Source organism: Silvibacterium sp. (assembly GCF_047605705.1).
Taxonomy (GTDB): Bacteria; Acidobacteriota; Terriglobia; order Terriglobales; family Acidobacteriaceae; genus Silvibacterium.
In genome coordinates, this window is sequence record NZ_JASGFD010000034.1 from 13,117 (window position 1) to 26,628 (window position 13,512).

A 13,512-nucleotide genomic window follows, 5' to 3' on the forward strand; every position below is an offset into this window, starting at 1 on the left:
GACATAAAAGGAAATGCAAAAGCCCCGGAAAAGCGATAAGATTGGTGATTATGAACTGTCTTCTGAAAGAAGATCCTGCTTAAGCGTCGCTCTCCAGCTGGCGCTGCAGTTTTCTTAAATCCCTGAGCAGGTTGTAGTGTCTCTGGTCCGAGACGCACATGAGCGTCCCGCCGGGGCCCAGTTCACGCGCGAGACTCGCGGTCGCCGTATCGATGTGCCTGAATTTGACGGCCTCGTCGTACACATTTCTGCAATCCTGATAAATCTCTTCCCGCATTCCCTTCCGCTTATTCCTGTCCGCGATTGTGGGGCAGAGTCTTGCATTGGCGCAGGCCCGGTTGATGAAGACCTTGATCATCCTTCGTCCGCGCTCGACGGCAGGCAGCTTGTCGCGCTGAATCACGACTTTCTTGAGTAGACGGGCGGCTTCGTCGTATTTGCCCAGCTCGTCGGCGATCCAGGCCAGGTTGTAGAGCCCGCGTACATCTCTCGGATTCAGTTCAAGGCATCTTTCGAGATAGCGTTCGGCCTCCTTGATCTGCGTGCGGGAGACGGGCTCGCCCGCTTTCGAGATGTTTGAGAGGGTGAAGGCCGCCCGCTGAGCGAAAATACGCGCATTCGATTTGTCCATGTCGTTTGCGCGCTGGATGTAGATGAGCGCACGCCGCATGTCGGCCATGTCATATTTGCCTGAATCGACCCTGGCTCGTGCCGAATAGAAGTTTGCGAAGCTGGCCATGATCTCAGCGACGGTCGCGCATTGCGCCTCTGAACCCTCGTGGCTGAAATATTCGAAGGCGGCCAGCGTCATCTCCGCGAGCATCAGCTCCTGCTTTTGATCCTCCGACATCTTGAGATAGGGATCGCTGTGGGTCCAGACCTCCGACATGTCGACTTTGCGCCGGATTCGGAACAGCAGCGCATTCAGCGCCTGCTGCATGCCGAACAGGCTGGGGATGTCAGCGCGGAACTCCCGGCGCTCCTCGCGGGCCTTGTTCAGATCCAGCTCCGCGTCGGCTTTGAACTTGGCAATCTGCTTTTCGAGAGAGCCGAGTGAGCGGTCGGCCTCGGCGCGAGCGTTGTTCAGCCCGAAGGCGGTGAGCAGTCCGAGGAGCAGGGTGTAGAGGCCGTTGCCGACAATCATCTCGGTGATCAGGTGCTCCAGATCGTCGGCGCGCTTGTCTATCTGCTGGGCGCGGCTATCCAGCGCCTTCTGCTCCAGCTCGAGCTGCTTCGTCTGCCTGTCCAGATCTGCCTGAAGACGAGGCAGGTCTCCGCGTTCTTCGACGATGACAGTCGCGGCCGGCGCCGGTGCAGGCAAAGCCCGCGGCGGGTGTCCGACTTCCCAGGCGGCGTAGAGCTTCAGAATCATGAAGCAGGCGAAGGCGAACGTAAGCAGCAAGAGCGCCGTCCCCCATATCCATTTCCGCAGGCCCGACCATTTCCGCAACCACCGCCGTTGCCATCGCCGCATACCGCCTCCGATATGTTCGAATTTCTGTCCGCGCCGCGTTGCCCCCCACACCGTACACTACGAAGACATTGCCGGGTACTTTGTTTTGCCTTCCGGGCACCACGAAGAGCCTGCTCCGGTTGCCCACGGAACCGGAACCGCGCAGGCTGCGTATGGATGTACATGAGCACGGCAGCAACACTTTCGTGGGGCATCGATGGATTCGAAGGATTGGGCGACCGGTTCGGGCTTCGCCGCCCGCAGCCGGCCTCGCAACAGCCGCCGCGGCAGACCTTCGAATCGCATCCCCAACCGGCACGACCGGCGCAGGATCCGGCACGGCCCCGCACCCCCGAACGTCACTCCGACCGTAGCGCAGACCGTGGAGGCCTGAACCGCGCAGTGGAAGCCGACTGGCAGATTGTCGTACAACGCTGTCTCGATGGCGACTCCGCCGCCTGGGCGGAGCTGGTGCGCTTTCACCACCGCCGCATTTATTCTCTGTGCTTCCGGTTCACCGGTTCCGCACAGGATGCCGAAGACCTTACGCAGGACGTCTTCATCAAGGTGTACGGCAATCTTTCCAGCTTCGATCTCACCCGCGGCAGCTTTCAGACATGGATCACCACGCTGGCCCGCAACCTTCTTGTCGATCACTTCCGCCGCACCAAGAACCAGCGGGTGACCGATTCGATGGATGCCGGCTGGGAGGAATCCGAAGAGCTGCCTCTTGCCGGCCGCCTCGCAGCGTCCGGCCCAACCCAGCACGACCGCGCCGCCCAGAAGGAGATCGCACGCATGGTTCAGGACGCCCTGACCCGCATCTCCCCCGAGCTTCGCGAGGCCGTCATTCTGCGCGACCTGCAGGACATGGATTACAAAGAAATTGCCCAGGTTTTGCGCATCCCAGAAGGTACCGTGAAGTCCCGTATCAGCCGCGGCCGGGCGGAACTCGCCCGCATTCTTGAGCGTAATAAAGGCCAGGTGGTTTAAATGTCCGAGCGCAATCCATTCGATCCGCACAGCAAGCCCGCCGGCTCCAACTCCGGCCATGGCATGCGCCGCGACCTCAGCTGCGAGGAATGGGAAGCCCTGCTGGCCGATGCCCTTGACGGCACGCTCCCGGCGGGCGAAGACCGCGTCTTCGACGAGCATGCCGCCGCCTGCGCCACCTGCGGCCTGCTGCTCAGCCAGGCCCGCGATGGCCGCGACTGGCTCGAATTCCTGCATCCCGAACCGGAGATGCCCTCCGACCTCGTCGACCGCATCCTGGGCAAGACCAGCGCCGCCACGGCTGACCGTCCGCTGGCCGTCTACGGCGCGCCAATCGCCGCCGCACCCGGCGTCCTGACCATGCCGGCACGGCGCTTTATGCCGGGCTTCCGGGCGATGGACTCGCGAATGATGATGACCGCGGCGATGGCCTTCTTCTCGATCGCACTCACGCTGAACCTGGCCGGTATCCGCGTGACCAACCTGCGGCTCGCCGACCTGACGCCTGCCAGCATCCAGAACAACCTGACCCGCCAGTTCTTCGGCGCGAAGACCCAGGTTGTGCGGTACTACAACAGCCTCCGCGTGGTCTACGAGTTCGAGTCGAAGATGCGCGAGCTGCGCCAGGACGAAACGACGGAACCCAGCCAGCCGGTCCGTCCCTCTGCGGGACAGGACAAGCCGGCATCCGAGGCTCAGCCGCCCGCGGCCAATCACCATAACGGCGGCAAACTTCTGGCCCTCCCCAACGCGCCCCACTCGGACGATGCCCTGCGTGGTCATCCGGAGCTGGCGTCCACTTCCCATTCCTTCCCCGGCGCGGATGCCCGCCTGCGCCGGAGCACCCCCGACAGCGGAGTCTCCCACCATGAGGTAGTCGCATTGCTCGCTCTGAACACAGACCAGGCAGAAGGGAGCTTGGCATGAACTGCGCAAACCATCCCGAACTTCCCGTAGCAGCCTTTTGCCAGAATTGCGGCAAGCCTCTGTGCACGGCCTGCGTGCGCTCAGTCTCCGGCATCATTTACTGCGAACCCTGCCTGGCCGCGAAGCTTGGCATCGGCGGCGTGCCCGGAGCCGGAACAGGAGCCGCGACTGGAACCGGCACCGCGGCCGGCAGCTACACCGTCTCCGGCTCGCCCTCATCCGGCTACCAGTACACGGTGAACCAGGGCGGCTACACGGCCACCGGCTCGACGAACGGCGATGTGAACTTTACCGCCGCCGGCCCGATTCCGCCGCCGCAGGACGGTCCGAACCCCGGCGCAGCCTTCGCCCTCGGCTTCATCCCCGGCGTAGGCGCCATGTACAACGGCCAGTTCATGAAGGCCATGGTGCATGTGCTGGTCTTCGTGGTGCTGGTCGCGATCACCGACAATCACCCGATCTTCGGCATCTTCATCGCGGCCTGGATCGCGTATCAGATTTTCGACGCGCACCAGACGGCCAAGGCGCGCCGCGACGGCCTGCCGCTGCCCGACCCCTTCGGCCTGAACGAGCTCGGCGACAAGATCATGCCGGGCAGTGCGAAGCCGAGCCCGTTTCCTCCGGCGTCCGCGTATCAGCCGTATCCGCCGGTGCCACCTGTTGCGCCGCCGCCGGGAGCACCCAGCGCAGGATTTACCGGCTCGGCAGGGTTCACCGATCCTTATGCGAACCCGGCTTACACCGGGGTTCCGCCGGTCGATCCAGCGGTCTCCGGCTTTGCCCCGATTCCGCCTGTACCGCCGCAGCCCGCGCCGCGCCGTGAGCCGATCGGAGCCATCATTCTTATCGGACTTGGCGTGCTCTTCCTGCTGAACACACTCGACTTCTTCCGCTTCGACTGGATCGGGCACCTGTGGCCGCTGCTGATCATCGGCCTCGGCGCATGGATGCTGATCCGGCGCAATGCAGGCACGACCTTTTCTGGCCGTAAAGACAAGGACAACGACACGCCGACTCCCCCACCGGCCGGAGGTGCGCAATGAACACCTATCTCTGGATCCACCGCGCCAAGGGGCCGGCCATGCTGGTCATCTTCGGCATCACCGCGCTGCTCAACGAGTGGGACATCCTCTCGTTCGGCAAGAGCTGGCCGCTCTACCTGATCGCGCTGGGCGCCTTCCAGCTGGCCGAGCGCGCGGCGTGGTCACAGGCGCAGGCCTCGGGAGCCGTTCCGTATCCCGATCCCGCAACCTACGGCGCTCCCTATGCGGGCGCACCGGGCTATCCGCCGTACGCCGCGACGCCTTATCCCGGAGCACAGCCGCAGCAGCCTGCCGCACCGACGCCTTCTTCCAGCTCGCTTTCGATCTCCCCTTACGACACCACCCGCGACAGTCAGGATCGGAGCTAAGCCATGGCCGCCGCACCTCCGCCTTTTTCGCCCCGTGACGCCCAGCGGCAGGCCCGCGACTACGCCCGCTGGCAGCGAGAGCAGATGCGCGCCCAGCGCCAGTACTGGCGCGGCTACCGGCGCGCTTCCATCACCGGCCCCGTCGTGCTGCTTACGGTCGGCATCCTTGCCCTGCTCATCGAAACCGGCCATATGAGCGGCTATGCCGTCTGGAACTGGTACTCACGCTGGTGGCCGCTGATCCTGATCGGCGTCGGCCTGGTCTCGCTCGCCGAATACTTCTTCGATCGCGACAACCCGTATGCGGGACGCCGCTCCTTTGGAGGCATCGTCTTCCTCGTGCTGCTCTTCGCTTTTCTGGGATGGGGCACACACCAGGCGCACCACTGGGGCCCGTTCACCGAGCAGTTCGGCAACAACGGCGACGACTTTTTCTCACTCATGGGCGAGGAGCACGATAACGACGTCTCGCTCTCGCAGGCCATCGCCACCACCGGCGCAGTCAGCGTGCAGAACCCGCGCGGCGACGTGACCATAACCGCCTCTTCCGACAACCAGGTGCACCTGAACGCCCACCAGGTGGTACATACGAACTCCGACGACCGCGCGCACCAGATCTTCACCCTGATCACTCCGCGCATCGAGTCGTCCGCCTCGGGTGCAGTCATCACCGTGCCCGGCAACAATGCAGGGCGCGTCGATCTCACGCTCGAGCTGCCTGAGAAGCTGGTGGCTTCCATCAACGCAGGCCATGGCGATGTGACCGTCTCCGGGATGAGAGGCTCGGTCGAGGTCTCCAACAACCACGGCGATGTGAAGTTCGACGACATTACGGGCGACGTGCACGCGCACATGGATCACGGCGATTTCTCCGCGCACCAGGTGAGTGGCCACGCGCTCATCGACGGCCGCGCCGACGACATTACCCTCTCCGAGCTCAAGGGCGAGGTCCTGCTCAACGGCGACTTCTTTGGCGATATCCATCTTGAGCAGATCGGCTCGGCAGTTCACTTCCACACCGGCCGCACCGATCTCGACGCGCAGCACCTGGGCGGCGACCTGAGCATGGACTCCGATGACCTTTCGGCCAGCCAGGTGTCAGGCCCGGTCCGCATCGTGACGCGCTCGAAGAACATCGACCTGACGCAGGTGGCGGGCGATGTGCACATCGAGGACAGCGATGGCGACATCAATCTCGGCGTGGCGCTGCCGCTCGGCAACATCCAGGTGACGAACCGCTCGGGTGGGCTCTCGGTCAGCGTGCCCTCGAGCGCGGGCTTTACCGTCACCGGCAGCACGACGCAGGATGACGACATCGAAACCGATTTCCCGCTCCAGACCTCGGAGTCCGGCGACCGCCGCAGCCTGAGCGGCACGGTGGGCAAAGGCGGCGTAAAGCTCGACCTGACCACCTCGCATGGCACGCTCGAGCTGAAGAAGGGATCGAACCTCGAACTCAAGCCGCCGACTCCGCCGACGCCTCCCACCCCGCCGACGCCGCCAAAGTTGCCGTCCTCGCTGCCCGGTGGGGCGAAGCACCTGAAGGCTCCTGCGGGGCCGGCTCCGACAACTACGGAGCAGTAGGCGCTGCTTCTCCGAAAATGCACACGGGTGAACCCCATGTCTCAGAAGCGAGACATGGGGTTCTTCTTTTGCGGCGTGGATCTCACGTCTCGATCCCCACGTCTCAAGGGCGAGACGTGGGGCACCCGGGTTTGTGTGACGGATGCTTAGATCCGGTGTTCACCACAGAGCGCACGGAGAGGTTCGTGCCTCCCGCCCAAGCGGAGCTTGAACGGGGCACCCTCATCCTCGATTGTGAAGAGAACCGCAGGTCCCTCCACTTCGGTCGGGATGACAACGATTTTAGATTTCGGGAAGAAAAAGAAAACGGCCAGAAGAGGCGATACCTCCGCTGGTCGTTTTGTGACTGACCGCTAACACGAGAGCGACGCGCGAGGCCGGCTCGCTACTGCTTCTTATAGACGATGCGGCCTTCGCTGATGGTGATGGCGACTTCGCCCTGCATCTCCCAGCCGTCGAAGGGGGTGTTCTTCGACTTCGAGCGCGAGTTTTCCTTCTTGAAGACCCACTTCTTCGCGGGATCGAAGATGACCACATCGGCGAAAGAGCCCACTGCCAAAGTGCCGCGGCCCTTGAGGCCGAGCACGGCTGCGGGCTGCGCGCTCAGCAGCGAGATGACGCGATTCAGCGGCATCCGGTGGCGCACATGCAGCACTGAGAGCGTGAGACCCAGCGCGGTTTCGAGACCGGTGATGCCGTTCGGCGCGCGCTCGAACTCCTGCTCCTTCTCATGCGCGGCGTGTGGGGCGTGATCGGTCGCGATCGCGTCCACCGAGCCGTCGAGAATGCCTTCGATCATCGCCGCACGGTCCAGCTCGGCGCGCAGCGGAGGATTCATCTTGGCGTTCGTGTTGTAGCCGGCCACCGCCTCTTCGTTCAGCACGAAGTGATGCGGCGCGACCTCGCAGGTGACGCGCAGGCCGTTGCGGCGCGCGCGGCGGACGGCATCGAGCGCCGCCTTGGTGGAGAGATGCGCCACGTGCAGGTGCGCGCGTGCATCCTTCACCTGCGCAAGCAGCCGCAGGTCACGCTCGACGAGGCTCGACTCGGACTCGACGGTCATACCGCGCAGCCCCATGCGGAAGGCCATCGGCCCTGCGTTCATGGAACAACCGCCGGTCAGGCGCGTGTCTTCGGCGTGCTGGATCACGGGCAGGTTGGCGCGCGCAGCCGCTGTGAGGGCCTCGCGCATGATGCCTTCCCCGAGGATCGGTTTGCCGTCATCGGTGACGCCTACCGCGCCCGCAGCCTTCAGCGAGCCGTACTCTGTGAGCGATTCGCCCATGGAGCCGCGCGTTGCCGCAGCGATGGGGAAAACACGGATGGACGCGCCGCGCTCGGGTGCGAGCATCCAGCGGGTGCGATCCGGCGAATCATTCACAGGCGTGGTGTTGGGCATGCAGCAAACGCTGGTGAAGCCGCCTACGGCTGCCGCAGCGGTGCCGCTCGCAATCGTTTCCTTGTAGCCCTGTCCGGGCTCGCGCAGATGCACGTGGATGTCGACGAGTCCGGGAGCCACGACGAGGCCCTTCGCATCGATAATCTCCGCACCCGGGGACTTGATCTTGCCCGGCGCATCGATGGCGGCCACGCGGCCTCCGTCGAGCAGCACGTCCTTCAGCGCGTCCACATTGTTTACAGGATCCAGCAGCCGTCCGCCGCGAATCAGAATCGCCGTCATTCGGCCCTTCCCTTCTTCTTTGCCGCGGTCTTCGCAGGCGCCTTGGCTGCCTTTGCCGCGACCTTGGTCTCAGCCTTCGACACAGACTTTGACTCGCGTGGGGGCAGCGCGCGTGCAATCAGCGCCATGCGGATGGCCAATCCATGATGCACCTGCTCGGCAATGACCGACTGCGGGCCATCGGCCACGCTGCTGGTGATCTCGAGTCCGCGGATCATCGGACCGGGGTGCATGATGACCGCCTTCGGCGCGTGCGCGGCGATGCGCTCGGCATTCGCCTGGTAGCGCGACTTGTACTCTTCGAGATCGATGGAGAGGCCCGCAAGCCGTTCGGCCTGGATGCGCAGCATCATGACGATCTGCGACTGATCGAGTGCCTTCTCGAAATCGCGTTCGATGGTGATTCCGGGGCCTATGGAAGCGGCCGTTTCGGGCAGTAGCTGCGTGGGTCCGCAGAGGAGGACACGCGCGCCGAGGCGCGGCAGCAGCAGCGCGTTCGAGCGGGCCACACGGCTGTGGAAGATGTCGCCGCAGATGGTGACGGTCACGCCTTCGAGCAGCTTGTCGGTGACCGGCTCGCCGCTCTTGCCGAGCGCCCGCAGAATGGTGCGCAGGTCGAGCAGCCCCTGTGAGGGATGCTCGTGCATGCCGTCGCCCGCGTTGAGCACCGGCAACCCGGTTACGTCGGCCAGCAGCTGCGCCGAGCCCGAGTAGGGGCTGCGCAGGATGATGCACTCCGCGCCGAGAGCCTTGAGCGTGATGCCGGTGTCCTTGAGCGATTCGCCCTTTTCAATGCTCGACGACTGCGCGCTCACCAGCGAGGTGTCCGCGCCGAGCGCCTTGGCGGCCAGCTCGAAGGAGGTACGGGTGCGGGTGCTCGACTCATAGAAGAGCAACGAGACGCGGCGCTTGTAGAGCCGGTCCGCGCGTTCGATCGCATCCTGGGATTCGAGTTCGTCGGCCAGCGCGAGGATCGCGCCTACATCTTCGAGCGACAGGTCGCCCACTTGCAGCACCGATCCGGCAGCTACATGGTTCTCTTTCACCGGCGACGTCAGCGGTTCAGCCGCCGTCGGTCGCACTGCGGCGCTCTTGCCGCTTTCTCTTAAGGTAGGCATGGAAACTCAGAATCCTTAACAAGGCAAGCTATCGCTCGACCCAACAATACTCAAACGATCCCCTAACGATCATCGAGCGGGTGGTTATTCCACCCGCTCCACCAGCACTACCTGCTCGTCGTTATCGATTTCGCGTAACTTCACTTCAATAATCTCGCGGCTCGAGGTCGGCACCTTGCGGCCCACGAACGTCGCCTCGATCGGCAGCTCGCGATGCCCGCGGTCGATCAGCGTGAGCAGCTGCACCCGCCGCGGCCGTCCGAAGTCGAACAAACCATCCAGCGCCGCGCGGATCGTGCGTCCCGTGTACAGGACGTCATCCACCAGCACGATGTTGCGGTCCGCCACGTCGAAGCCCAGCGAGCCCTCGGCCACCACGGGCCGCGCGCTGTGCGTCGAAAGATCGTCGCGATAGAACTGGATGTCCAGCACGCCAGTGTCGATGGTCCGCTTCTCGATGGCGCCGATCAGCTTCGCCAGCCGTTCGGCCAGCGGCACACCGCGCCGCTTGATGCCGACCAGGCCAAGGCGGTCCGCGCCGTTGTTCTTTTCGATGATCTCGTGGGCAAGGCGCACCAGAGTGCGCTCAATCTCGGAGGCCGACATAATTCGGCCCTTTTCGCGCAATTGCGGTTTTTCTTGGGACATAAGGTAGGCTCTTGCCGGATGATACGAGGCTGCGCAGCGCTGGGCAAGTCACTGCAGGACCATTCTGTATGCGAAGCTATTCTGCCTGCGTTCGCGAAGCCAATCTCTATCGTATTCAGGAGCTCCGCGCCGTCCGGCTGCCGAAGCCCGCAATTCTCACACCGATTGCGCCGCCCGCCGCGGCAAAAAGCAACATGGCCAGCGCCGACCCGGCCGCGCCCATCAGGGCCATGGCCGCCGTGCCGTCCGGAGTAAGCCAGAAATGCAGGAACCAGGGAATCGTTGCCGCCGCCTCGGGGTTGGAGTGCGCCATCTGCGTGGTCATCTGCTGACCCAGCTCCTGAAACTGGCGGTCGATGGATGCGCCGTTGTGCAGCAGGTAGCGTTTGAGCACCATGGTGAGGCCGTCCGCGGCATTCGCGACGAAGGCGGCCATCACGCCCAGCAGGCCACCGATGCGCCAGCCCGTGCTCCGCGCGGGCATCAGCCCGGTGCGGCGGCGATAGAGCGAGATCGCCATGATTCCACCGCCGATGACCCACAGCGCGCCGAAATCCAGCAGCGACGAAAGAATGCCTACCGGAAGGGCAAGCATCGCGGCAGTCAGAATCGCCGGCTTCCAGAGCACCACGCCCGGATCGCGGCCCGGCGTAAAGGAGGATCCCTGGCCCAGCGTTTGCACGCTCGCAGCCTCATCCGTCTCCTCTACCGGCTCGTAGCGCAACTGGGGCGCGCCGCAATGCGGACAGAAGGACTCGGACGTATTCAGCGCCGTACTACAGCGATGGCAGAGCATTTCCACACTTCGACCCTATCTCAGCGCGGCAACCGAGCGCAATCACCCGCTGCCGTCTCCCGCCCACTCGGGCCACACCGTGGTGACCGGCCGCGAGGGTGGAGGAACCTGCAGTGAGGCGGCTCGCCCCGGAATATCCTCGCTGCGCGGGCCAGACTGCAGGTTCCTCCACTCCGCGAGACGATACAACCGTCTTACTCCGGTCGGAATGACAGGCTTCTTTAGAAATTCTGCCAGATGCAGGCAATCAGAAACTCTGTCGAGACGGCCTTAGCTTTCGCGCTGAGAGCATACGTTCGAACGCCCTTCAGTTCGAGTCCTTGTCGTCCTCGCTCACGCTCGTGGGCAGCTGCAGCTCGACCAATGTGAATTTTGTGCCCGTACCATCGCTCTGCTGCACGGCGAAGATGTGCTGGTGATGCCGCGAGCCGGCCTTGAGCGAAAGCTCTCCGTCATGGAGGACGTGGACGTTCGTCTTGTTGCCGTCGTTATCGCTGCAGTTCAGGCCTTCGCGCGTCACTGTCGGCGTGCCTACCGCATCGTTGCCCTTGCAGCGCACGACGTCACCATAGCGGCCGAGCGCTTTCTGGTAGAAGGACACCACTGCGTCCTGCGAATCCCCTGTGTGATAGGTCACCGCACGTACGCGAATCTGCCACTCGCCGAAGCCGAGATGGACATCGGCTGAATTGTTGCCGTCCTTATCCGCGGCGATCGTTGAACCCGGATACACCGGCAAACCTACGTCCGCGGCTGTCGTCTGGTCCGCCTTCACGTGCAGGCCGCCGAGCGGCGTGTCGATCTTGACGTTCTTTTCCTTGCCGTTGTCGTCCTTATCCACCTGCACACGGCAGCCCGCCGTCATCAGTACCGCCAGCGCCGCAGCGCATGCCACCATTGCTCGTTTCATCCCGGCCCCCACAAAACCAACTTGAGCGAAAGATACGCGATTCCTGGCGCGATCGTTCCTTTTTCTCTCCGGCGCAGATAGAAATGGCCGATCACGATTCATCACACACGTCGCAGCGATCGTGCAGGAACGAGATCACGGACGTGATGCTCAAGAGCTTCCTCATGAGGAAAGACCAGAGAGGTGAGCGGCATCCGGTGGCAGAATGGAGGCTATGGGGATGATCGAGGAAACCTGGCAGGTGATCCAGGACTTCCTCGCGCCGGAGCTGCGCGCTGTTTCTGTGCGCATCGAGACGATGGAGCGCCGTCTGGATGGGCGCATCGATGGATTGGGGCAACGAGTCGAAGCGCTCGAGCATCGTGTCGACTCACTCGAACGCCGGATGGACGATCGCTTTTCCAGTCTGGAAGTCCTGATACTCCGCCAGTTTCAAGAGCTGAAAACTTCGATGGAGGTCGATAGACGCCTCTCGGCATTGGAGAACAAATTCTCCGAACCGCCGCCCAAAGCATCCTGAAACCCTATTCCGTCCAGTGACGGATACAAATTCCCGATCGGCCGTGAACCCTTCTCTGCACCACACCCTGTGCAGAAATCGCTTGCCCCGGGCTGCTTCCCATGGCCTATACTTTTCTCTGGAAGCGGCTGGGGCGAAGGCGCGGCGAGAATCGCTCTCGCGGGCCAGCCTGGAATGCAGTCCCCTCTTCTCAGGTGCAGATGGCCAAAAACGCGTCCCAGCGGCAAACCGGTCCCGAAGCTCCGATCCCCGACAAGCTCTATTTCCGTATCGGTGAAGTCGCGAAGCTGTGCGGTATCGAGGCCTACGTCCTTCGTTTCTGGGAATCCGAATTCCCCCAGCTACGCGTGAACAAGAGCGGCACCGGCCAGCGTCTCTATCGCCGCCGCGATGTCGAACTCGTACTCCGCATCAAGAGCCTGCTCTACTCCGAGGGCTACACCATCGCCGGCGCGCGGCAGGTCTTTGCCGCCGAGGCCAAGGAGCCACGTAAGAAGGCCCAGGCCGAGCTTCCGCTGCCCGGCCATGCCGCGGTGTCTAACGGCGCGAACGCGAGTGGCAGCAAAACCGGCAACGAGGCCGCTACGCAGGCGATCGAGGCGCGGCTCAACAGGCTCCGTGCTGAATTGAAAGATATTCTGGGGCTGCTCTCGGGCCCACCCGAGGCCGCGTCCGCGCGTCCGAACCGCCATGCGGGACCGCGTGAGGTCCGCACAACAAAAACTCCGGGACCGAGCCTCTTCGACGCTTAGAAGCATCTTTTAAGGCTTCGCGATGAGGCTGTTTGCACCCCACTCAAGCCAATACCGGGCTTGCATGGACCACCGCCGGCATTCTGCGAACCCATGTCTCAAAATCGAGACATGGGGCACCCGGGGTTCTTTCCTCCACAAACACAAACTGTCATTCCGACCGGAGCGGACGCAGGCCGCGGAGTGGAGGAACCTGCAGTTCTTCGCTGGACCGGATAAGACTACAGGCGGTTTTCTCTCCCACCGAAGCGGAGCTTGGATGGGGCACCCGGCATTCTGCCATTCTGCGAACCCATGTCTCAAAGTCGGGACATGGGGCACCCGGCGCGTCGGGGAGCCCGGTTCGCTCCGGTCGGGATGACAAGCCTGCTCACCGCGCCTGTCGATATACCTCTACCGATGGCTCTGGTATTCGCCCAGCTCGGACTCGATTTCGCCGGTATTCATGAAGCGCTCCATGGCCTGCATCGCGCAGCCCTGTCCGCAGAGGTGGTAGATCTCCTGGCTGCGGCTCTCGGCGATGTTCCAGGGCATCAGCGTGAAGCGGCCGGACGGCTGTCCTTCCTCAAAGCAGGGGACATCGCCGACGATCGCCATCCACCAGTGATTGGCCTCGCCCTTCTTTTTCCCGCAAATGTCACATGTAAACGAGACGTCCCAAACCATATCCAGCCCCCGCACTCCGCGCGGCGGTGTCCCGCCGCCGGACATTTCCTCAC

14 protein-coding genes are annotated in these 13,512 nt (G+C 63.5%); 7 read left to right on the forward strand and 7 right to left on the reverse strand.

Going from position 1 to position 13,512, the window contains the following annotated elements:
• Positions 1–79: 79 nt before the first annotated feature.
• Entirely contained in the window at positions 80–1,402 is a 1,323-nt protein-coding gene (locus QM649_RS13135) for a tetratricopeptide repeat protein (RefSeq protein ID WP_415199501.1), read from the reverse strand.
• A gap of 234 nt (positions 1,403–1,636) precedes the next feature.
• Here QM649_RS13135 and QM649_RS13140 point away from each other — a divergent pair, with 234 nt between their 5' ends.
• Genes QM649_RS13140 through QM649_RS13160 form a run of 5 tightly spaced genes read left to right on the forward strand, consistent with a single transcriptional unit; the run spans position 1,637 to position 6,368 of the window.
• Positions 1,637–2,446: an RNA polymerase sigma factor gene (locus QM649_RS13140; RefSeq protein WP_415199502.1), complete on the forward strand. Its 810-nt coding sequence runs from the start codon at positions 1,637–1,639 to the stop codon at positions 2,444–2,446.
• The gene (locus QM649_RS13145) at positions 2,447–3,373 is read left to right on the forward strand and encodes a zf-HC2 domain-containing protein (RefSeq protein WP_415199503.1); all 927 of its coding nucleotides are present in this window, start codon (positions 2,447–2,449) and stop codon (positions 3,371–3,373) included.
• A complete protein-coding gene (locus QM649_RS13150; RefSeq protein WP_415199504.1) occupies positions 3,370–4,416 on the forward strand; it encodes a LiaI-LiaF-like domain-containing protein in 1,047 nt (348 codons plus the stop codon). The genes QM649_RS13145 and QM649_RS13150 overlap by 4 nt, the downstream gene beginning before the upstream one ends.
• Entirely contained in the window at positions 4,413–4,784 is a 372-nt protein-coding gene (locus QM649_RS13155; RefSeq protein ID WP_415199505.1) for a hypothetical protein, read from the forward strand. Before QM649_RS13150 ends, QM649_RS13155 begins: the two co-directional genes overlap by 4 nt.
• A gap of 3 nt (positions 4,785–4,787) precedes the next feature.
• Positions 4,788–6,368: a DUF4097 family beta strand repeat-containing protein gene (locus tag QM649_RS13160; RefSeq protein WP_415199506.1), complete on the forward strand. Its 1,581-nt coding sequence runs from the start codon at positions 4,788–4,790 to the stop codon at positions 6,366–6,368.
• 385 nt (positions 6,369–6,753) lie between these two features.
• On the opposite strand, the gene QM649_RS13165 is transcribed toward QM649_RS13160, so the two are convergent.
• The 5 genes from QM649_RS13165 to QM649_RS13185 all read right to left on the reverse strand — a co-directional run bounded on the left by QM649_RS13165 (position 6,754) and on the right by QM649_RS13185 (position 11,521).
• The gene (locus tag QM649_RS13165) at positions 6,754–8,049 is read right to left on the reverse strand and encodes a dihydroorotase (RefSeq protein WP_415199507.1); all 1,296 of its coding nucleotides are present in this window, start codon (positions 8,047–8,049) and stop codon (positions 6,754–6,756) included.
• Positions 8,046–9,167, reverse strand: a complete 1,122-nt coding sequence (locus tag QM649_RS13170; protein WP_415199508.1) for an aspartate carbamoyltransferase catalytic subunit — start codon at positions 9,165–9,167, stop codon at positions 8,046–8,048. The genes QM649_RS13165 and QM649_RS13170 overlap by 4 nt, the downstream gene beginning before the upstream one ends.
• Before the next feature lie 84 nt (positions 9,168–9,251).
• Entirely contained in the window at positions 9,252–9,815 is a 564-nt protein-coding gene (pyrR, locus tag QM649_RS13175; RefSeq protein WP_415199509.1) for a bifunctional pyr operon transcriptional regulator/uracil phosphoribosyltransferase PyrR, read from the reverse strand.
• A gap of 115 nt (positions 9,816–9,930) precedes the next feature.
• Positions 9,931–10,611 (reverse strand): hypothetical protein, encoded by a 681-nt coding sequence (locus tag QM649_RS13180; protein WP_415199510.1) that lies wholly within the window; start codon positions 10,609–10,611, stop codon positions 9,931–9,933.
• Between the two features lie 307 nt (positions 10,612–10,918).
• Positions 10,919–11,521: a hypothetical protein gene (locus tag QM649_RS13185; protein ID WP_415199511.1), complete on the reverse strand. Its 603-nt coding sequence runs from the start codon at positions 11,519–11,521 to the stop codon at positions 10,919–10,921.
• A 220-nt stretch (positions 11,522–11,741) separates the two neighbouring features.
• Here QM649_RS13185 and QM649_RS13190 point away from each other — a divergent pair, with 220 nt between their 5' ends.
• Both QM649_RS13190 and QM649_RS13195 read left to right on the forward strand, forming a co-directional pair.
• Entirely contained in the window at positions 11,742–12,041 is a 300-nt protein-coding gene (locus QM649_RS13190) for a hypothetical protein (RefSeq protein ID WP_415199512.1), read from the forward strand.
• Positions 12,042–12,241: 200 nt separating this feature from the next.
• Positions 12,242–12,793 carry a MerR family transcriptional regulator gene (locus QM649_RS13195; RefSeq protein ID WP_415199513.1) on the forward strand — a complete coding sequence of 184 codons (552 nt, stop codon included), beginning with the start codon at positions 12,242–12,244 and terminating at the stop codon, positions 12,791–12,793.
• Between the two features lie 393 nt (positions 12,794–13,186).
• On the opposite strand, the gene QM649_RS13200 is transcribed toward QM649_RS13195, so the two are convergent.
• Entirely contained in the window at positions 13,187–13,459 is a 273-nt protein-coding gene (locus QM649_RS13200) for a hypothetical protein (protein ID WP_415199514.1), read from the reverse strand.
• Positions 13,460–13,512: the final 53 nt, after the last annotated feature.